The sequence below is a fragment of the Pseudomonas sp. NY11955 genome (assembly GCF_048068035.1).
Classification (GTDB): Bacteria; Pseudomonadota; Gammaproteobacteria; order Pseudomonadales; family Pseudomonadaceae; genus Aquipseudomonas.
Window position 1 is genome coordinate 14,001 of the sequence record NZ_JBLUPS010000014.1, and the last position, 22,229, is coordinate 36,229.

5 protein-coding genes and 1 pseudogene are annotated in these 22,229 nt (G+C 60.9%); 1 reads left to right on the forward strand and 5 read right to left on the reverse strand.

Features of this window, described 5'->3' with window-relative positions:
- Window positions 1–64: 64 nt before the first annotated feature.
- On the reverse strand, window positions 65–643 hold the full coding sequence (locus tag ACNFBR_RS22705; RefSeq protein ID WP_416736884.1) for a hypothetical protein: 579 nt from the start codon (window positions 641–643) through the stop codon (window positions 65–67).
- A 177-nt stretch (window positions 644–820) separates the two neighbouring features.
- A pseudogene (locus tag ACNFBR_RS22710) lies at window positions 821–1,040 on the reverse strand (IS5/IS1182 family transposase); the annotation flags it as partial.
- Between the two features lie 551 nt (window positions 1,041–1,591).
- Between ACNFBR_RS22710 and ACNFBR_RS22715 the strand changes: the two are divergent.
- On the forward strand, window positions 1,592–2,254 hold the full coding sequence (locus ACNFBR_RS22715; RefSeq protein ID WP_416736885.1) for a hypothetical protein: 663 nt from the start codon (window positions 1,592–1,594) through the stop codon (window positions 2,252–2,254).
- 233 nt (window positions 2,255–2,487) lie between these two features.
- Here the strand turns inward: ACNFBR_RS22715 and ACNFBR_RS22720 are convergent, their stop codons facing one another.
- From ACNFBR_RS22720 to ACNFBR_RS22730, 3 genes are read right to left on the reverse strand one after another with little or no spacing between them, the layout of a single operon-like run.
- The gene (locus ACNFBR_RS22720; protein WP_416736886.1) at window positions 2,488–9,888 is read right to left on the reverse strand and encodes a hypothetical protein; all 7,401 of its coding nucleotides are present in this window, start codon (window positions 9,886–9,888) and stop codon (window positions 2,488–2,490) included.
- Between the two features lie 2 nt (window positions 9,889–9,890).
- Window positions 9,891–21,803 (reverse strand): hypothetical protein, encoded by an 11,913-nt coding sequence (locus ACNFBR_RS22725; RefSeq protein ID WP_416736887.1) that lies wholly within the window; start codon window positions 21,801–21,803, stop codon window positions 9,891–9,893.
- A complete protein-coding gene (locus tag ACNFBR_RS22730) occupies window positions 21,800–22,165 on the reverse strand; it encodes a hypothetical protein (protein WP_416736888.1) in 366 nt (121 codons plus the stop codon). The genes ACNFBR_RS22725 and ACNFBR_RS22730 overlap by 4 nt, the downstream gene beginning before the upstream one ends.
- Window positions 22,166–22,229: the final 64 nt, after the last annotated feature.

Here is a 22,229-nt window from a genome sequence, read left to right on the forward strand (position 1 = left end):
GCAGATTCCTAGTGCCTGATAGCTTAAGGGGGGGAAGCGCTTAGTGCCTCGATCTGAACCGGAACTATGGCTTGATCGCGTAGCGCGTGGAAAGCAATATAAACTGGCGAATTTCCGCGCCCATATTAACTTCGTATTGAATCACCCGGTAGAAGTACGCATGGCCAGCTGCAATGTTAATTTTATGCCACAGCTCTGTTAGCTCGCCTCCTTCAGCGAGGTGAGCGGATAAAAATGCCGCATCTTTCTTTGTTTTTTCGATGTTTAACAGGTATCCAACCAATGTCTTGACTGTCAGAGCAATTGCCGCACTGACCCATCCCGTTGGTAGCACGAGTTTCATTCCCGCTCCCAGCGCACCTTGAAAGAAACCAATGTCTAAGGTGGAGTAACTGTCGAGCGTCTGTTGAAGGGTGTCTCTGTCTAATGCTCGCAGCCGATATTTGGCATTTAGCACTGCTTTGCCGGGGTCGGAGAGCAAAGCGATCTGTTGTGGCGTCAACTCGACGAAGAGCTTTTGCTCGCCAATCGGGTGAATCGTATGGGTCTTGAACGTGATGGGAAGCCAGACCTGGATCAGGTTCATCATCTCGACTGTGTCAAATCCTTCATTGACAAATATTTGATCGTCGTACCAAGCCATGGCGTACTCCCACTTATACCTATAAATTGAATTGGGTTTTGTACGGCACTCGCATTGCAACTGTATTTTTTAGTGCTTTCCAGGATGCTCTGAAATAGCTGGATATTTTCCGGCTATAAAGCCATGCCGACCACGTTTCCATCAATATGGCATCGACGATGGTGCCCTGAAGCAAGTTGCTGGGTCGCTGTAGCCAAACCCGTTCTGCAGCAGATGTACGCGCAGCATCGCCATCAACGGATAAACTGGAGAACCACCTTCGCCCTTTGGGTAATGCACCTGGAGAGATCAAACTTATCCACGGTACCACCTGATCCCTCTCGATCAGGAGCAGCTCTTTGCCGGTCTGCTTGCGCTTGCCGGCATCCTCGGCATCGGCGAAGGTCATCTGCTTCATCAGGCGTCTCGGCGGTTGAGATCAGGCATTTTGCCAAATCTGGATGTTCTCTTCAGGGTTTCCTTAATTTTCCCTAATGAACGCCTAATGAACTTTAGAAGCGATTGGCGGGACTTATTCCGGATTGTTAAGATATTTTTGCTATTGAAGATAAAGCAATTTAGAATTTATTGTGGTTTGCATAAATCAGTTTTGCCTGCTTTTCTTACGAACACCCTCCCTGTCAGAATGATTGTCGCCCGCCCTAAATAGATGGAGAATTAACATTCGCTGGATATCGGCGGATGTGCAGACGCGGCGTGCTCCTGAGGAATCATCATGCCCTACAAAATGAACCTCGCTGATCAACTCTCAGATCCCCAACTGAACGACAACGAAAACGCTTAGTTTTCACATCTGTTCAGCCCTTCGGGAGATAAGAACTTTGCCGTCTTCTACGTGTAAGACAGCGATTCCATCACCGTTGACCTATGCAAGCCGGGTGGAGAGCAAGGTGAGACAGTCATGAAGACCATTGCGTTGGATATCGGCCGGTGAGGGCAAGGCGAAGAATGAAAATACTCGTGCAGCCAACCCTGGCCGGCGTGCTTGTCATATTGCTGACACACCCTGCTCTGGCGGCGGATCAAGTTCCCATTAGTAGCTTCTGGATGCTGGGCCTGAACGACCAGATCACAGTCGTTGCCGCCATCGTCGGGGTAGCGGTAACCGTGTTCGGTGTCTACAACGGGCTGAAAGTGGCGCGTCGCTCGAATCGTCTGAGGCAGGCCGCCGTGGCCAAGGAAGTACTTCGGGAATTGTTTACCGATCCCCTCGGGCACTCGGCCATGCAGATGCTCGACTGGGATGGTCGTACATTCCAGGCAGGCGCGGTGAGCCTGACCGTATCCTGGAAGGAGCTGAAACCGGCACTGGTGGTCCATTCAAATACATCCAGCTTCGACGTCAAGCAACAGTTTATCCGCGATTGTTTTGAGAACCTGTTTGATCACCTGTTGATGATCGAGCACCTGATATCAATCGGGACCATCCACTACAACGACGTCAGGGTTCCCATCCAGTATTACGCAGCGAAACTTGCAGAGCACCGCCCAACCTTTGATCCTTTCATGATCAAGTACGGTTACGCCAAGGCCCATCGGCTAATCCATCGTCTGGCAAGAGACTACCAGGCCATGGTTTCAACCGATGTGGTCGATGACGGAGCCTCGTAGGCTGGGGCGAAGGCCTTCAACAGATCGATCACTATCGGACGTTGGCGCCTGGCGCGTGTTGTCCGCGGCCCGGACGTCTTGTTTTTTAGCGTCCACTACCTACCTGGATCCCGATGGGCTGTGCCGGACGCCCGAGCCATAACCACCGCCGATGTACGGGGCACTCAATCTGCACACGGCACTGACGGCGACGCGGTGCCAATGCCGCCTCAATTCATACACCCATTGTGCTTCTATTGCATTGCAACGAACTGACTTTTGTCGCTTGGAATCTGCCCTCCGCCGGTGCGGTCGATCTTGATCAGGGCCGCGGACGGCTTTGCCGTGCGCGGTACGAAACGCCAGACGAACAGCCCCCGCCGCCGAACGTGTCCGCGCGCAAGGTCGGTCAGGAGATCCGGAAATTCTAGCGTTGTCGGTAGCGGTGCCGAAGCGTAGAGGACTGGGGTTGCGATCGTCTGGGTTGCGCTGACCGTATCGAGGGTGACGAGGCTGTAGACCGCAGGTGACGGTGCGATCACCGGTTCGTCGACCAAGGTAACGGCGACGGTGAGGGGCGGAGTATCTTCCGTCTTCACGGTGAAGTTCAGCCGATCACCGTCCTTGAATGCAGGCTTGCTGCCATCTGTCATCCGCAGCGCAGCAATCGCTACGCCATAGGCGGAAACGCCGTCGATGCGGTAGGTGGTCGCTTGCTCGTCGGTAATCTCCGGGTCGGCAACCACCAACGGTGAAACGACTGACACCCGACCTTCCACCGGCTTTGGCAGCCATTCGATGCCGAGCGTCCAGCTGGCCTTTTTGAGAGGCGTGAACGGCGCCGGCGGTGTGGGGGCGGCAAGGCTGGCGGTAGCAAGGAAATCGGGGTTAAGTGCGCCGGCCGCAAAGTGAATGGTTTCCCCGACGTCGTAGGCCGGTCGGTCCAGCGACAGCATCAGGGTACGGCCTTTTGTCGTTGGGTCGCGCCAGATCGCCGTCTTCGCCGGGCCGGCGAGCTCCCTGTCGTAAGCGGGATCGCCGAAGGCCAGTGTCGCGGTTGGAATCGGCAGATAGGGGCCGAAGGCGGGCAGAACCGGCAGGCGAATCGAAAGTGTCCGCGGCGGTCCTGCGAGCAACGGGGGTTGCTGCTGCTCGCTGACCAAGGCTGGAGTCGCCGTGTCGATGGGGGGGCGCTTTACACGCGCACGTATATCCAGGAGTGCTCGGGTATCGGCAGTGGCCGAAACGAGCGCCTGTCGGATGGCGCCGAAGCCGGCCGCGAAAACGAGAGTCACGATGGCACACCGTTTACGCTTGTCGACGCTCTTGCGGGTTAAAAACGTGGGCGTGCCGGTACGCACTACCGCATCGCCGATCGTCAAGGAATAGAGCGGCGCAACCCATTCATTGTCCGCCTTGCCCAGTAGGCCGAGGTTGGTGAGCACTTCGGACAGCGGCTGCGCCGACGCCCCATCCGTTTTAGACAGGGGGCGCTCGAAGACCAATTTGAGCTTGCCGCTGGCGAATCTCCGATGAGATTCGGTCAGCGGGGTCTTGACCCGTACGAAGATCGCTACCGTCTGCTTCGCGAACGCGCTGTCGCCGCCTTCCTGGACGGTCGAGGGCAAGTATCGGAGCACACCCGCCGCACCGTCGAGCAACGCGAGTTCATTCAAGTGTTCGCCGTTCTGCATGTTCTCGCCAACAAACGTCCGTCGACGCAGGTCAAGCTCGTTGACCTTGGGAAGGCCGGTCGAGCGTGGTGCCCGGCCTTGTGTCCAGACAACTGGCGCGCGCTCGGCCGGGCGGCCGAAGTGCGTATGGTCCGCGTCGAAGCCAAGAGGATTTGACGTGTGGAGCACGCCCGTATGCTCGAACACCATGGCGCCCGGTCTGACGCCCGTCGAAAGCAATTCGTAGTGGCCGGGAAGGAAGTTGCCGACATGTTTCTCGCCATCACCTGTAAGTGCCTCCTTGATTTTTTCGGGTAGCGGCGCGCGAGCGCGCGGCGGTATGGGCGTGAGCGCCCGATCAGGCGGCGCGGTCACAGTCGGTGCGTCGGCTCCCGTATTGCGAGCGAAGATGACGCGACGGCCGACCGCAAGGAAAGCGGCCTGCTGGAATTCCACCGGGTCTGTCGATGAGGCAGGTGCATTTTCAGTCGCGCCGGCAATCAGGGTGCCGGCGAAACGCCGCGCACGACCAGCCCAGGCAACGCCTTTGTCCTGAACCGGTGATTCTTCGCCGATATTCAGTGCCGACTCCGCGGCTTTACCGAGCTGGCCGAATTCAGGCCAACTGAGAGAGGGCTCGGGGTGGATCGTCTGGTCTTTGGGTGGACGTAATGCATGGCCAGGGGTGAGCGCTTGCTGGCGGGTCGAATCAATCGCGATGCCACCTTCATGATGCTGGTCAACGATCTCCTTGCCGCCCTGAGCAGCGGCTACCGCGCGCGCGACCTTGACGGCAAGCGGATTGGCAATGGCCGTGCGGGCATCGAGAAGCACCCGTCTCTGCGCGTCGACCGAAGCACTCACCAGGTCGAATGACAGGGTAGCGGGAAGATCGCTCACCTCGACGCGCTGCTGATCGAATACAAACAACCGCGCTTTGCCAGCGTGCTGCGTTGTGTCCGGAAGCTCGCCAGCGACAGGGACGATGCAAACCGCGCGTTCCATCCGGGGATCGCCGAAGACCGTGAGGAACGAAAGCGCCTTCGTATCGGTCATCTCGAAAAGCCGCTTCAGCGCCATCAACGTGCGCCAGAAGATCGGTGCCTCGATGTCTGGGATCTTCGGATCCTGCTTTTTGGGGTCCTCGACGGGATAGGCCGGCAGATTGCTTGCAAAGGCGAGATCGGCCACCCGCAGGGCCGGGTCGATCTTCAGGCGCTGCAGTTCATCCATCAGTTCGACGATCTGCCGACCTCTTACCGAGAGGGTGAGCGGGGCCGTCCCGTTTCTCTGGTGTGGCACAGCGGCCGCCAGGTCAAACAGTGAAACCGTGAAAGGCTTGCTGTTCCCTTGGCTCGGCGCCTGTGGGATCGACAGCAATGGCCATTCACGAGGGGGTGGCGCGGGTGTCTGAGCCTCTGCTTCAGCGCCTTCGACGAAGCGGATCCACGGCAGGCCGAAAGTGAGCGCCTGCTCTTTCTCGAGCACAGCCTCATGCACCGCGGCACCAATCAAGGCGAGTCCCTGTTTGAAAGGCCCAGGATTGGCCTGGAGATAGTGCCCGATCGCTCGGCCAAAGGGCGCCGTCTTGACGATTCCTGCCATAGGCACTTCGTTCGGATCGGCTTTGTCATTCTTGTTGGCATCCGGTTCGAGAAAGCGCGGCGAGAATGCAATGTCCTGGGTTTCTCCGCCGCTTGCCAAGGCGACAAAGCGCTCGACGTCGATCAGCGTTACATCGTCGATTGCGCTCCACGACAGGGACTTGTACTCGCCCATCGTCAACCTGTGGAGGGTCAAGGCCTTGATGCGAACCGGCTCGAAGACAATCCACCTGGAACCGTTGTGCTGGATTGCCTGCTCGGGGATGTCGAAGCCCTCAAGAGTCGGCTGAACAACATGAATGACTGGCTGTTTTCCTGGCGTAACGGCGACAGTGATCATGGACGAGCCAGCACTCGACGTCTTCCTGGCAAGCGCAGTGGCAGACATCAGATCCGCGATCACCGCCTTGCCGGCAACATTGCCGCCGTCGATAGCGGCGGTCGGCCAGGAGATGACGCTGTTGAACGCTGGGCTGCCAAGCGACAGCGTGAGGCGCCGGTGGGTCGTCTTCTGGTACTCGACCTGCAGCAGAAAGCGCGCTTCGAACGAGCAGTCGCCGCGCAGGTGGATATCGGCCCGCGCCGCGGCTACCGCCTGAGCGAAGGGCGTGTCGAGTTCGGCTGCCTGCAACACAAAGACCATACTGCCTTGTGCCATTGTGCTGGGCGGAAGGCCACGGGCGAGGGCCTTCGGGTATTGTATCGGCGTTGAGGCGTCGTTCGAAATGTTGACCGACACCACGCCCGTTTCGTGATTGATTCGACATTTATCCTCAGCCGGGATCTCGGCTGCGTAGAGCTTCACCTTCCTTCCGATATCCACCACCAGCGCCCAGCGGTCCCCGGCAGGAGCCACCATCAAGCTGGCCTCGATATCGAGCTTTGGCGTACGGTCATGGCGTAACGTCAGCTTCACGGCTTTGATCGCCAGTCCGCCCTTGGCTTCGCGCTCAGGCGTTGCCTCAATCGTCAATACATTGTTGTCGAGCCTGACCTTGGCGTTTTCGAAGGTTCGCTGGAGGCCGAAGAGTTTCAGGCGCAATTCACCCTCGTCGTCCTTCACCTTGATGCCGTCCGAGTTCAGTTTCAGGCTGAACTTCACGTCGACTGCTATGCTCGGTACCTTCCGGTCTGCTGACCAGTCGGCGAGGACACGGAAGCTGACACGCGCCTCATCTGTGCGCTCACCCTCGGCGAACGTTCGAGCCTTCAAAGTGGCTGTCTCGCCATCGACCTCATAGTTTACCGAGAGAACGCTCCCCGTACGGTAGGCATCATCGGGACTGTAGGGTGACGCGCTGCCGCTATGATTCGAACCGACGGAGGACGCCGCCAGATCGATGCGATATTGGACGCGCGCCTGGTTGCAGGCACCATCGGGACTGAAGCGGGCGATCTCGAGTCGAAGCGGCTTCATGCGCAGCGGCCCAAAGCCGATGTCGTGGGCAACGGACTTGCCTTCGTCGGCAGCCGCATAGTGGCGCCACTCGTAGACAGACGACGGCAGATCCGTTCGCGAATAGGGATCGGCGGACAACTCGCTTCTCACCTGGAATTTGAAACCACCATCCTTGAGTTGTGTCGTGGGCAAATCGCGGAAGGCAAGGAAAGCCATGAAACCGTTGGCGATCTGCACTATGGTGGGTTGCAGCGAAGTGATCAAGGTGCGGATTTCGACGTTGTCCGGGGCGGTATGTCGATGGGTCTGGCGCAGAGTCGCAACATCCTTCCTCGAAAACGTTTTGGCGAAGGCATGCCCGCGCGTATCCTGCCAGGCGTCACCCGCCCTGTTCCCTGCGGGCCGCGTTTTGCCGATCGTCACTTTGAACGGCGCGGTCGCGAAGCCCGTTATCCTGATCGGGCCGTTGTCGTCCCTCTTCAACGTGCTGCCTGCCGCGGAATCGATGCGGTAACTGGCGGACAACCCGGCGAGGGCATCTTCACCGTACTGGAGCTTTCCTTCGATGGTGTAGGCACCAAGTGGCTGCCTTGTGCCGTTCTTCACGTCGAATGTCACGCTGCCCGACATTGCAAAGGGCATGGCTACCGATCCGGACGTTGTGTCGCTCCAGACAATGTCGTCGGCCGAGCGCATAAGCAGTCGGCGGCGCGATTGATCCTTCCAGAAGGCGCCCAGCTCCGTTGGCGTGTCCGCCGTCACCGCGCTTGCAGGTTTCGCCTTCTGATCCTCGTCCTTGCGCTTGCGGCTCGGCGTGGCGCTGGCATGGAAGTCGTCGAGAAGGGGCAGGTCGAAGCGTAGCGTCGGCGTGGCCTTGTCCGTCGTGGCGTATTCGACGCCTGGCAGGGTCACGGCAGCAAGTGGCACATCGGCATCAGGCCAGCCGAATCTGCTGATCGTCCCCTCCGCGCGGGCAAGCGGAAGTCTGGATCCTTGCGCTTGAAGCGCAAGCTTGAGTCTGACGGTATTGTTCCCGCTCTTCGGCTGATACGCGACCGGTACCAGGTCGCGGGTTCGCGAAGGCTCGGTCGCGCTTGGAAGCGTGCGCGTCATGGAAACGGCGCTGACCACGGGAGGGAGTTGTGCACCGGTTTGTCGCATCGTCCCGGGATGAGGGGCCCAGAGCGTGACGTCCGTTGTTTCGAGCGTGACCGTCAGCGCTGGACTGGCGGTGAGGGCAGCGATGCTTGCCTTGTACCCCTTGAGGGGCACGTTGCCGCCGAAAAGTATCGGCAGTGAGCGAAGCGAGATCGGTCCGTTGTTGAGCGAGGGCACAATCTCTTCGCCGGACGGTAACTCGGTCGCGGCCCAGAGGTAGCCGTCAAGTACACCGACCGCGCCCTGGAACGTCGTCTCCAGCCTGGTCACCGTGGCGTCATACTCGACGACCACCGTTGCCCGTGCAGCCGCATCGACCGTAATGGTCGACACCCCCTTGTCCAGAGAGGCGCTTTTCAGATGGATAAGGCCTTCGAACGCGTTCGTCTCGCTGGCGCGGGGTATCGATACGTCTTCAGAGGGCCGCGGTAGCTGAGCGACACCACGCTCCAGCGGAAGAAAAACCGAGCTGGGCGAGCCGGCTTGCGTCGCATCGACAATAACCGTAACGTCGCCCGTCGGTTGCCCTCCTGCCATGCTGTTTCCGAGTTGGAAGTCAAAACGCCTGGGGCCGCTTTCCGCGTCCATGCGCACACTCAGGATCGCGACCGGTGCTGCGTTTGACGACTCGTCTCCCGCGCTGATAGCGATTGTCCTCGGCGTCGTGGTCCCCCAGTGCACCTTGGCCTGAGGGCTGAACAAGCGCGCGGCTGTGCGCCCCGTTGCGCGAGCCGGTGGGTCGCCGAGCAGGCTGACGCGCAAGGACTCGGGCTCCAGGGCAAAGTCATGAACATCGGCAAGTATCAGCCTGTCGTTCCTGAACTCGAGTGCCCAGACGATCCTTGGCGTACCGGGGCGTAAGTCGAGCGCGACCGGATAACCGCCGCGCCGCAGGCTTGCGGCAACCTGATCGAGGCCGTTGCGCAAGAAGGATTTCCGGTCCTCAAGGAGGACCAGGACGAAGCGGGCCTTTGCGTCCTTCACGCGGGCCTCCAGACGCAGCCGTACGCTCACCTGGGTATCCCTGGAAAAGCGAACCTGCGCATCGAACTCGATTCCTTCCGGTGTCAGGTCAATGGCGAAGCGTGGTGGCTGACCGTTACCCAGGGCTTTCTCGGTTGAGTCGCCAGACTCCTTGGAGTTTGCATCGGCCTCATCATCGGCGATGGCGAGGCTGTCTTGCAGGACTTTGAACGCGCCAGGTGTTGCGGGAACGAATACACCCGTTGTCCCATCGCCCGACCTGCCGAACAACGAGAGAAAGCCATTGCCGCCGTTCGTGGCCTGCAATAGTGTCCAGTAGCCAACCTTGTTCTTGTGTTTCTTGTCGGTCTCCTGCGTCACGAGCATCGGGATTGACCCGGCGGTGAGGCGCAGTGGCGGTACCTGGATCTCGTCAGCGGTCTTGTCTGGCCACTGGCCCTTGGTTTGCGCGAGCGCCGGTACCGCTGTGACGATGGTGAAGGCATCGCGCTTTTGCCCATTGCCAATCGACCCGGAGATCGCCGTTGCCTCCTGCCCGCTAGGCAAGGCATGGAAAAACAGCGATGACCACCAGCCGACCTCGGGACGCACTGCCAGCGAAAGCAGCTGCGGATCGTGTAAGTTGTATTTCCCGCCGGACACGAGACGCGTTTCGGCCGCCTCGGCGAGTACGCGCAGCGAGGGATTGCGCATGGCACCGCGGTTGGCCTTGGCGTCCTTGTCATAGAGCGCCGTCAAGTGCGCCACCCACAGATAGCGCGAGTCAGACTGTTCCAGCGAACCTGATGAGGGGCCAACAAGGCAGATCTTGCGAATATCGGTCTGGAAGATGTTCATGCTCAGTCCTCCTTGCGCGTGATGTCGTGATACAGGGCATCGAGAAAACCCTTGGTGGCCTTGAGTCGAGGTTTGCGCCCGGCACCAAAGATCTGGTCTGTCGCCAAGCGATCGACGAACCGGTGGAGGTCGCCTCCACCCATTGCCTTGACGTGGCCGATCTCCCGATCCGTTGCTGGTCGGCGCAGCGTCAGGGCGATCGGTTGGTCGGCTTCGACTGACGCCACTCCGGGGATGGCATTGATCAATTCCACGATCTTGTCGAGGCCGACCGAAGGCAGCAGCAGTTCGGCCCTCGTTGCCTCGCCATTCTCGACGCCCTGCAAGGCTTCGAGGGCGGCGCCGAAGCCGACACTGGGCAGGCCCGGATAGAGCTCGTGCCTCGCCAGATACTCAAGCAATGCCGTGAGCGCATTCCGCATGCGGGAATCGTCCAGTATTTCCGCAGGCAACTGAACGTCGAGCCGTGCCAGGAACTCAAGACCTGGCGAAGCTTGCAGAGGTGCCGCGGGGTTGCTGAACAACGCAACATAGTCATGTGCAGGATTGCGAAGCGCCTCGGGGAAGAGGGCGCTCACCATTGGGTAGGCGCCAAGGCCTTGCTCGTTCGCCAAAAGCATGTTGCAACGGTCCTCCCACCAGAGGGCAGCGAAGAGCGCACGCTGAAATGCGGTGCGGTTCTTTTTGCCCGCTTCATCATTCGCAATGGCGGTTGCCCGTCGCAGTGCGACGAGAGCTGGCGCGCGTCTGGCGAAGCTGACGTCAATCGGGTAATCCATTTTCCACACGGCGCCGGAAAGCCCGGGCATCTGGATGTAAGTCGTCGAGGCAGGCCAGCTTGGAACGCCGGCAAGCCGGGGTAGGTCGATTGTGTGTCGAGTTTGGTCGCCGCCGAACAGGGCCTGCCAGCTCAGCCAAGCGGCGTTGCCCGTCAGGTTGCGGAACTCGGCGATTCTGGCGAGTGTGCCCAGGGCGTTGTCCCATCGCGTGCCGAGCACCTCCGATGCCCCTTCGCTGCTCTTGATCGCTTGCAGCCGGGCTCTGGTTGCCTCTGCGTCATGGCCTAGCTGCCGGAACCCGGCATCATTGTAATCTGGAGGGAAGAACGTCGGGCGTGTCAGCGTGATCCTGCTGTCGGTGCGTGGCGCGAAGGGTGCGAACGCTGCCCAATCGTCGTCGTTCGCCATTTCGAAGCTTCCTGCAAACTCGAGCACTGGCGCGATCGCCTTTTGCAAGCGCTGCTCCGGGGTGGAGGGCGCTGGCTGAGTTGACGGTGGCTCGGTGCGCCGCCCAAGCGGCAGTTCGAGCCTCCAGCCATTGCTATCGTCATACGCGGGCGGCAAGAGTTTTGCTGCGAAGCTGGCCTTGGCCTCGAAGCGCGTCCCTGTCCACGCCATGAAAAACGGATCGTCGGCAGACGCGGTAAGGGCCATCTCGGTTGCCAAGTCTCCAGCCTTTTCGGCGGTCGCGCTCGGTTGTTCATTGCGACGCGCAGTGAGCGCCACCTCGGTCGCCGAATCGCCACCCGTTCCAACGGTCTCGATCTCGTAGGCAACGCCCGGGTCGGGCAGGGCGTAGACACGGCGCTGTTCCCGGGTAAGTGAGTTCGACCACGCCTTCTGCTCGTCAGGCATACCGTCGAAGTAGCGTACCAGTGGCGACTCCAGCGTTACATACACCTCGCCATTCGATTGCGTGACGCTCCACGTTGGTGGCGCGAGCTGATAGTCCGGTTCATCCTTCCATGGCCAGGTGAGGGTGAACTTGCCTTCCGCAACGGTGGCGACGACCGGCTCGGAAACCACCACGCCTGCCGCCGCGAATGCGACAACGTGTACGCGGTAGAAGTGTGGTACATCCTCGGTTCGCAGTGCCGTGATGCCGCGCCAGCCGTCCGGTAAACGCTCCGGCAGGCACTTGCGCAGACCGAGGTCTTCCGCAGCCTCATCCAGTGAAGTCGGCTTGGTGAACGACAGCGGCTTCGGCTCGAAGGCGTTTTCGTTTTTCACCCCGGGCAACAGTTCGAGCGCGTCTGCGTTCCACTCGGCTAACCTCCTCAACGTCTTCGCCCAGGCAATGTCGCGGAACTCGCGGTAGAAGCCGAAGGCGAGATGCTCGAATTGCAGGCTATCGGCGACGTTGATGTTCGATTCTGAGGCCACTTCCTCCTGGTGGCGCGAGACGACGAACTCGAGCAGCCGGCCCGGGCGCTGCTGCGTTCCCTCACCCACATCGAGCCTTTGCGCCGAGAGCACCACGGGCGGTGCCAGCGGTTCGGAGCGTGGCACGGTAATGTCGAGCGAGTAGTGGTCCATATCGGCAAGCTTGATCGCCGGCAGCGGCGGCTGTGCGCTTGCGCTGTCAGGAAAACTGTCGGCAAGCGACCTCTTGCCTGCCCACGGGAGCGCATCCGTATGCGCCGCGTGCCAGGCAGCGACAATGTTGTCGTAGCGACCGAATGGCCGGATGAAGTAGCGACGGCGGCGAGCCAGGCGGTCTTTGTGAACTACGACTATCTCCATCGTGCCATCTTCCTGCACCTTGCTGCGCAGCGGCATGGGCCGGGGCATCAAGGCGAGCGAGAACGGGACTTCCAGGCTGCCGGCCCGGCCTGCAGCGGACGGCCCGTGGCTGAAGAATCGCCGCATCAGATCGGGCCAGCGCACGAAGAAGGCATCGAGGTCGGCGGTCGCGTCAGGCCTGGGCACGCCATCGGCGCCGAACCGCGCCGTGGCCAGCGTCAGGAAACGCTTGAAGAGCGCACGTGCGTCCGATCCCTGCGCAGACAGCAATTGCGTGATGGCAGTGGGCGGCAACTCAGGGAAGCGCTCGAAGGCTTCCAGGCATTCTTCGGCTGAGGTACCGACGGATTCAAGTACCCGTGGAGAAGTGATTTCCCTGAACGCGTACGATTTGCCAGTTGCCTTCTGAAGAACCTCGGTCCAGTCGGTTGCTTCACTGCCTGGCCAGGTCACTCGGACAAGTGCGAAGGGTGTGTCTTTCTTTATGACCGATGGCGGAATGGCGAATGTTCTCTGTACCTCGGTTATTCGTCCTCTGGAAAGCCGTTCGATGAGCTCGACCTTTTTCCCGTCCGCGCTGGAGGTATCGGCGAATGTCGCCAGGCTGGACCGTGTCAGGCCCGAATCGAGGAACTGCAGATCAATGACACCGTCCTGCTTCTCCATCTGGAAGTCGAACGATGCGCCTTCGGTGAGTCTTTCCTTCAGGCTGACAGCATAATAGCGAGCCCCCGAAGCCGCTTGTCCGACCTGGGCTTCGGCCACTGGCCGCAGGGCAATCTGCATCAACGAGACCAGTTCGTTGTCGAGGATGTCCTTGCGTGTGTTCTCGTCGGGTGTGGTATCGCCACCGTCGAATGAGGCAACGGTGTAAAGCCCCCCGGCGCGGGTCATCAGGTCGACGAAGGGCTGGCCAAGCTGGAGGAGTTCGCGCTCGCCGTGGCGATAGCGAGGCAGGACCGTCGCAAAGGCGTCGCGCACCAGGCCGATCGCCCGGCCCGGCGGCACAAAGTCGCCTGAAAGAGTGTCGGAAAGCCGCAAGCCGGTGGCTAGACCGAGTGTCCGCAGGATCGCCCAGCCGTAGGGGTCGCGTTCGATCGGCCGCTGGTCGAGGAACTGGCCGATGGTCGTGGCGTCGGTCGGTGGTGTCGGGTCTATCACCGGCTCGTAGCGTCGGTAGAACGATTGCTCCTTGTCGTCGCTGTGCCAGCGAACGGCGTCAAGTACGTCGGCAAGCACGGGATGCAGCGCTGTGTCGAGATCGACCATCTGGGTGATGGTGCCAAGCGAGACGCCTGCGTACTGCGCTTCGATCTCGATGCTGAGCCCGTGCAACGTGGTGCGGTGCTCGGCGAACGAGTCACGCAGCGGGTCGTTCCACCAGTCTTCGGCGTTCGTCCCGTCGATGACCAGGGCATGGAGCAAGCGACGGAGCTGGATGTAGGAGAGGGGAGTGGCGTCTTTGTTCTTGAAGAGCGTTCCGAGCGATGGAGTCTGCTCGCTAATGACCCCCGTCAGCGCTGCGCTCAAACGCGGCAGGCAGGGTGCTTGAGGCTCGGTATTTCCAGACGCGCGGGCGATTTCCCCATGAACCTTGGCACTGACGTTCAACAGGACCGCTGCACTCAGGGTCGAGGTCGTGCTGTGCGCGCCCTCGAAGCGCACCAGGACGGAGGTGGGCTGGCCGCGGGTGAAAAGTTGAGCGATCTCGGCGTCGGCTACCGTGAGGCCGACAGATCGCCTGATCCCGACCTCCGGCCAGATGCCGAGGCTTTCCGCCGGCGAGAACCACGCACGGCGACGGGCGGCGCCCTTGCGCGTGGACAGGCGCAAGGTTTCGCTCGGGTAGAATGCCTCGATCGCGCCGTAATCTTCAAGGGTCGAAGGTTCTCCCGTAGCCGTCAGCGGATCGAGCGCGACGACACGTGCAATCGGTTCGGCGACGTCGATGACATCCTTCCTGGTCAAGCTCGCTGTCAAGTCAGCTGCGAACACGTCATAGCCGCCGATCAGCCTGGGTGGTCCTGCTTCCTTGCTTGGCAAGGCATTCCAGCGCACATGGGTGGCGACACGGCGGTCTCCGTCGCGAAGCCGATGCAACGCATCCGCAGGACTCGCAAGCAGTTTGTCCAGCGTAGAGCCCCGTGCAGGATAGTCGATCAGCAGCCTGCCGGCCTCGCCGGCCAGATCCTCGAAGGCAAGCGGTGCAAAGCCCACCACCTTGGGGCTCTCGAAGGTTTCGACTACCGTGTCGACCGGGCGCGGCCGTGGCGTGCCCAGGCTGTCACTGCCAAGCTCGCCGATGCGCAGACGCAGATCGACCACCAACCATGTGGAGGCATCGATCTTGTCGGTCCCGGCGCGCCGGATTGCCACGCGCACAGAGCGTGGTTCCAGCCTGTTGTCGACGGTATCGATACCCAGGGCTTCCTTCAGTACCTTGAGTTGTCCTCGTGCCACCTTGAAGCTCGGCAGCTTCTCGCTCCCTTCGACAAGGTTGATCTCGTCCAGCGCATGAGAACGGGCAAACGCAGCCTTTTTGTCTTCGCCCGCCTTGAGGGCATCGCTACCCCAGGCCAGGGTGAACTCGACGTCGATGTCGTCAGCGAGCTTGTTTTCGAACTGATCGGGAGTCGGCCGTTTCAACGCCTGTGTCACTGCATCGACGCCGTAGATGCCGAGTGGGGTCGATGTCTCGCGCCGAATGCGCAGCACGTATCCAGTACCGTTTTCCGCCAGCCGCTGTGGCCGCTCGCGGTCCTCCGGCCTGGCGTCGAGGCGGTCGTCAAGGCGCAGGGCGAGCGTGGCGCTCGCAGCTTTCGCTACCTCTGGCAGCGTGCCGTAGGCGACGATCAGTTCTGCCTGGGCAACCCGCGGGACAGCTGCCTTGGGCGGGTCAATCTCGATTTCGAAGGGGACCGGCAAACCCTCGTGTCCGGCGATATCTATCGCCTGAACGGTGTAGACGAGCTCGACCTTACCAGTGATATTCAGGCGATCAAGCAGTCTGGCCCAGGCAATGACCGCCTTCTGCTGGATATCGGGATCGACCGAGTCGATGCGCAGCAGCGCTGGGCGAAGGTCCTCGGGGAGATCGGCGAAGTCATCGACGAACTGCACCGGCGGCGTGACTCTCTGCCACTCTACGGCATCACCTTCAACCACGGGCTTCAACGGCGCTGCTGCCTTGGTCGTCGTCTGCATCGGCTTGAGCTTGCTGGTGGGTTTACCGTTCTCCTTGAACACCCGCTGTATGCGGTAGGTCTTCAGGTGGTATTCCGGATCGTGCCAGATGTTGGCGGAGGCTTCCCACGCCGGCTCCAGATCCCAGTCCAGTACCACACCACGGGCGTCGTGTACCCTCGTGAAGCGCGCGAGGCATGGATTGGCCCGATCGAAGAAGCGCGATGGCGGGTTGAACAGACGAATGGGCTGCTCGTCGTTGTCGCTGAAGGGACGTCCAGATTTGTCGACCAACTGAATGCCCAGCTTCACCGCCTTGGCTGGCAGCTTCTCTTCGCTCAGATCGAAGAGCTGCGAAAGCGTGGCGCCGACCCCGTCGAATCCGGCGTTTTCGCGGATGACGAAGGTTAGGCCGAAATCGCGCGCGTCGATCACCCCGTCCGGTGTCGGCGCGGGTCGCGCCGGCCACAGCAGATGACTGCCGTCGAGCCTCGCCTCGCGCGCGATCTGCTCGGCCGAAGAGCAGATCGCGCTAATCAGCGCAGAGCGCTTTTCCTCGATACCGCGCACGAGCGCTCGCGCCACCGACAGCTTGGCCGAGACATCGGCGGCGGCGGCCAGTTCGGCCTCCGCCTCTGCGCGAGTCCGGGCCTTGGGGCGGTCGATGCGGATCGTCTCAGGGACAATATCGAGCACGCAGCCCTTGCGCTGGGTGATGCGCTTTTTCGTCGGGTCATACGTGATCTTGTCAGTCAGAAACGCCTCTGACAGGACGTGTCCAAGGGTCAGGACCTCTCCGTCCGAGATCGCAACCTCGACGTTGACATCCGGCCCGATCGGCAATGTCGGATCCACGTCGATCTCAAAGCCGTCCTGTTGATCTGCCTTGAGTTGCCTGAGCATCGAAGCGGCCGCTCCGGTGAGCCGGAACTTGGTACTTGCCGGACCATAGAAGGTCGAGCGCGTGCCGTCGACGGTGGCAAGGTCGATATCCTCGCCTTGCATGTCTGGGAAAGCCTGTGTCGCGTCACGCGGTACCAGTTGCAACACATAGATGCCGGGTTTCGCCGGCACTTCGAACAGCATCGCCCAGAAGAGCGGCGTGTTGGGCGTGAAGGTCTTGAACTGGCACGCGATGTCGATCTCATAGGGCTGCTCCGGCACCTCCTTGCCTGCTTGTTTGATCTGCCCAAGCGCTGCGGCCTCTTTCGCCCGCTCGTCCACTGCGTGGGTTCCGGCGGGCATTGCAGTGGGCGGTGGGGCAAGGCTGGCCGCCGGATCAGGCACCGCGGCTGTGAGGCCGAGTGCGAGAAAACGTTCGACCTTGCGCCGCGCCTCCACCAGATTATCCTCGTTGAAGCCGAATCCAACCGAGAGCGTAAGCGAGCGCCCGAAGGCCCCCACCGAAATCGCGACAGCCGCCCGGCCGGCGAGCATGCTTGGGCCAATCGCCACTTCCACCGCAGCAGAGATGGCGAAGGACTGTGAGAACGAGGCACTCAGCCTGATTGAATCGAAGCCGATATCGATCTCGACCCAGAACTTGATCTCGAAGGAGAGGTTGCACGAGAACGCCAGGCAGCCGTAGAACAGGGTGTCGGAGGCCTGTTCGAGCGATAGATAGGCGATGAACTTGGCGTCGAGGCTGAAGTCCGCACGCGCCAAGGCGCAGGCGCCAAGCGAGCTGCCTCCGACCGAGCCGCCGAACTCGGCGAAGCCGCGGGCGCGAAGAGCGATGCCGTAGAGCAGCGAGAAGTCCTCGACCCGGAACACCAGGCCGCCCTCTGCCTTGAGCCCGAAATTCTTACTCGGCTTGCGCGGCACCTCCAGTTTCAGCTCATAGGGCCAACCGAACTCGAAGTGGAACAGGCCCGGACGGATGTAGAGCGTCGAAGCGAAGTGCACCGACTTGAACGCTTCGAGGACTTCCTCTGGCAGCTTCGGCGTGTCTCCGATGTAGCCTTCCGGGTCAGAAACCAGGCGGGCCAGGAGTTCCTTGCGAGGTGCGGAAAGATAGAGGTAGCCGCGAAGTGGGGGCTTGGTCGAAATCTCGTCTTTCTTCTTCAACCATGTGTCGTAGTTGACCGAGAACCACGCCCGCGCCGTCACCAGGAGCGTAAGGTCCGAGCGCAGTGCCGCCGCCATATCGAAGAGCAGGGCATTGGGGAAGCCTTCCTCGCGCGACTTGCCCCCTGACGCCTGGAGTTTCTTTTCCTCCAGCCTCACTTCTTCACTGGACTTGTAGGGCGAGTCGACCGTCGCCAGCGCGTGCATGGCCAGGGTGATGCGATCGCCTTCCATCTCCGGCTGCCAGGCGGAGAACTTGGCCAGATCACCCTGATAGCGGGAGACATCGTCGAGAACGCGGATCAGTTCGCCTGGTGACGTTACCTGATCAGCCTGTGCCAGCCCGGCGAGGGTGTAGCGGTAGCCGAAGCCGAAGCCCACCTCACGCAGATAGAGTTCCTTGATCGGCGTAGGAATCGGGACGGATAATTTTTCCATCTGGCCGTACAGGAAGAATGCATGGCGGTGGTCATTTTCTTTCTTCAGTTCAAGGAAACCCATGGACGCCGTCATCGGCGCCCAGCCCGAGAGTTTCAACTGACCACTGGCAAGGAAGCCGCTGGCCGTCACCCCTTTTGGAAGCGGGAATGGCCGTTCGAGTTCAGACAGGTTTTCGTCGACGGTAAGGGCCGTGCCCTCAATGCTGCCCGCACCGTTCAGCGAGAGGGCAACGGTCAGCCCGTCGAAGCGCACCCGCGGCAAGGCCGTCCCGGGTTTGGGAGGCGCTATCCACAGGCTGTGGCAATCGATCTTCGCGCTGATGGCGTCGCCTACCTCACGAAACTTCACCTGTCCCGAGATGTTCATCGCCGGCGAGCCGTTGAAGGCCGGGCTGGCCGGATGGAAACCGAAGCCACGGACCTCGAAGGCGAAGACCTCGAAGAGGTTGAAGTTGACCTTGGGATCAAGCGGCACCTGGATCTCGATCGAACGTGCGAGCAGGCGCATGTCGCGGCCCAGGGGCGCCTTGTTCAGCGTCAACTTGGCGCCGCGCAGGTATTTCAGGAAGGTCTTGCCAAATTCGTCACCCGGCGGGGTGAACACCAGCGTGCCGGTGACCAGGAAATAGAACTGATAGCCACCCTCTGCGGCAAAGTCCTGGACAGCGAAACCGAGCTTGGCGATGGTCAGCGTAAAGCGCGTGGCCTGGCAGACGATCGGATCATCGGTCTTGTCGAGCTCCGCGTCGCAGGACAGCACGGCGAGGTCACCCACTGGGTCCGGGCCAAGCATGATCTTGACCGTGCACGATGCCTCGCCGACGAGTTCGGGCGGTAGCTGCCCCGTGCCGGTGATGGAGAAGGCGAGGAGGCGGCCATTCTTCACGACGAGCTGGCCATCGGAGAAACGGAACGGCATGTCGACGCCGGGCAGTGTCACCGGCTCGTCGGGGTCGACACTGGCAATCAGGTCGAAACCGCTCTTGGCGATGGCGAAGTCGTCGACCCGCAGGGAGAGCCCTCGGCCCTCACCACCGAGGCGGCGATAGAAAAGCTTGACCTCGGCGTCCGGGTGGAGCGCCATGCGTGGGTTGCCGCCAGAAAGGTCAAGTTGGAACTGATTGAAGTGGCCGTCGTTGTCGATCTCAACCCCTTTGCGCGGCAGGATGACGTATTCCAACCCGAACATCGTGCCTGGTTTGCGCTTACCGCGGATCACGAAGGCGTCACCTCCTGTGATCCGGGCGCACAGCGTGGAGAGATCGAGGGTTAGCTTGAGCTCTGCCGTTGTCTCGAAATCGCCGATCTTGAGTTTGACGCCGAGGGGTACCGTTACGTAAGAGCCGACAGGCTTGGGATTGCCGACGCCTGTGACTTCTACATACTGGCTGAATTTGTCGCTGCCACTCGAATGGGGGCCAGGTGCATCGAAGAATGGAAGAAGGCGCTCCACGGAAGTTGAGTCGATATCGACGCCACCCACGACATCATTCTCGAAGTCGATCGCTCGCAAGGTTGGCCGCTCGCGCACGACGGGGATCTGCGGTGGCCACTGCAGGCCAGGTATTCCCGAATTTGGAATGCCGGGGACTGCGAGTGGCTCGGAACCGCGACCTCCATCGCTTGCAAGCACCTGGAGATAGCTGACCCGCCCGCCGTCGACCGCGATGAGGGCGAGCGTACGATCGGTTTTCTTCTCCGCCGACAATGTGATAAGCCGCTTGTCCGGACGGTTGCCAGCCTTGTCCGTATCCGCGGCGGACTGTGGTGGAGCACCATCGCGATCAAACCACAGGTCGGACGCTATCTTCAGTTCTTTACTCGACGGCTCAACGAGAAGTGCGGCGAAGAGCGGTCCCGAGACATCGATCAGCAGACTTGGCTGCCAGTCTCGCGGAACCGTCAGTTCGACGCCGTAGGCTTTCGTCTCGAATGTGCCAGACGTCACGCCTTGTCCTAGGGAAACCGGCGAGATAAGGATCTGCCGAAGCTGGCAGGTCTCGGCATCGAGCCTCACCTCGATCACCACATGTGATAGCACGCTGTCCGCCGCGTCACGCAGCATCTGGATCAAGCTTGCGAGCCCCTCGATGCCTGCCTGCGCGAGTTGCGAAAGCATCGCCTCCGCTTCACCGGCCTGGCGGGCCATCCATTTCAGCGCCGAAACCAGCAGGTCACTCAGGCGATCGACAACCCGCGCCAGATTGGAGAGGTCGGGAACCGGCAGACCCGGCACATCCGGGGCCGTCGTTCTGGGCAGCTTGATCATCGCCACCAAGCGAACCAGGCCCTCTATCGCCGCTGTCCCGGCCGCACAGACCAATTCAAGCGGATAAGGTTCGATCACCTTGAGCGACGTGAGTCGCGCACCCACGGCCGGATTGCCGCCAACGGCTGCAGCGGTCGAAGCATCGAGTTCGGCGGCGAAGGCGATGAACAGGCGCGGGTCTTCCTTGGAGCGAACGACGATCCGCCCCAGGCTCAGCTTGGCCTGGGCATTGGCATTCAGGCTTGAATCGGGCCTTGAAAGCTCGAAACCGGTGCCGGTGCTGACCGTCGTCTTTGCATCGAGGATGTCGATCGTGAAGGGCAAGCGTCCCTTGAGGTCGAACTCCTTGACGTCAGCGAGCGTCCTTTCGACCGGCCCGGTCATGTTGCCGACCGTCCCGGCCACCGTGAATTGACCGGTGGTGCCGTCGTAGTCAAGCTCGATACCCGTCAGGGTTGCCAGTTCGGCGCCGACGTCGGACAGGAGTTTTCCCTGGCCCGGCCCAATCGCTATTTGCAACGGTGAAAGCCTGGTTATATGCAAACCTGGCGGGGTGGTCCAGACGACCTTGACCGGAGCAGCCCCGAAACCGGGCAGCTTCAGATCGAAGTCGAGGAATTGCGCATCGATGTTGGGCCAATTCATGCCTTCAAGCGAAAGACTGGGCAACGCAACCTTCGGAAAACGCAAGCGCGGGCGCGGGATGTTCGGCAGTTGTGGCAGGTCGAACGACGAGAGGAGCTCGGCCTTGGCATTGGCGAACGATGGATCCGCTGTGATGACGAGTTCGAGGCGTGCGTCGACGGCGGCGAATTTCCCGTCGGCGAGACTGCCTGCCGCCGAGAAGCTCAGCGATGCACGTAGTGTCTCGCCCGTCTTGCTGGTTTCGCCGAGCAGTGCCGCGCCGTCGATGGTGAGCGCGAGCTGCGCCGAAGTGACTGCCGCTCCAACACCTTCGATCTTTAGGAACCCCCCATCACTCCATGCAAACTCCCGGCGCCGTAGCTCTTGCTTCAAGGCTTGAATGGCCAGCGCCCGGCACTCACGGGCATGCGCCACGGCTTCGTCCACAGCGGTCTGGCCCTTCTTCTGAAAGGCCCTCGCGATCCTGTCGATGTCGTCGCTGATTTCGCTTGAGGTCAGCAAACGCTTTGGGGTGCCCTCTTTAAACGAGAACAGCAAGCCCGGAACCACGACTGCCGTCAAAAGTGGAAATGCTTGCTGCGCACCACCCAGCGCAAGGGTGATGGCCTCGAGCTTCACCGTCTTGTCCCAGCCCCCTGTTAAGGCAGGCCGTTCAGGGATTAGCGCGAGCCTGGTCACCAGGGAGTCGAGCTTGGACCACAGGGTGTCAGTTGTGTATGCAAGTTTCTCGACATCAGCGTTCGCGGCGAGAACGTTGTCACCATTTTCGAGCAGCACGATGTTGATCATGACTGTGGGGGCTCATCAAGAATTGGCGGATGGGAGTGATGCAGGGTCCGGACGTTCGAAGGCGCACACAGGCCGTTTACCATCGAACAGCTCATGGAGAGGTCTAGTTCAGTCGTTGCATGACCAAGTATGCCGGAGGGTGATTTGGCACTAGGTTGTCCGGGGTTTTCATCGTAGGCCGGGAACATGTAAAGCGGCCCTGCTGGAAGCATGGGAGCCGATTCAAGCACGGCCTGGTCGCCTTCCCAGGTGTTTGCGCTCGCGTGATTTGATAGTGATTTGAGGGGGATGACACAGATGCCGGGCATTGTGAACAGCACCTGCATGGCAAAGATGATGTCCAGCACGTCCGAATCAAGCATTCCGACCTCCCTTGGGCGACAGAGAGGACGTCGCCAAGCGTTCCTCACCGTAGAAGCGCTGATG

What these genes read in the sequence shown, in the direction of transcription:
- ACNFBR_RS22720 (WP_416736886.1), bottom strand. Translation starts at nt 9,888, where the DNA reads ATGAACATCTTCCAGACCGATATTCGCAAGATCTGCCTTGTTGGCCCC.
- ACNFBR_RS22725 (WP_416736887.1), bottom strand. Translation starts at nt 21,803, where the DNA reads ATGATCAACATCGTGCTGCTCGAAAATGGTGACAACGTTCTCGCCGCG.
- ACNFBR_RS22730 (WP_416736888.1), bottom strand. Translation starts at nt 22,165, where the DNA reads ATGCTTGATTCGGACGTGCTGGACATCATCTTTGCCATGCAGGTGCTG.
- ACNFBR_RS22705 (WP_416736884.1), bottom strand. Translation starts at nt 643, where the DNA reads ATGGCTTGGTACGACGATCAAATATTTGTCAATGAAGGATTTGACACA.
- ACNFBR_RS22715 (WP_416736885.1), top strand. Translation starts at nt 1,592, where the DNA reads ATGAAAATACTCGTGCAGCCAACCCTGGCCGGCGTGCTTGTCATATTG.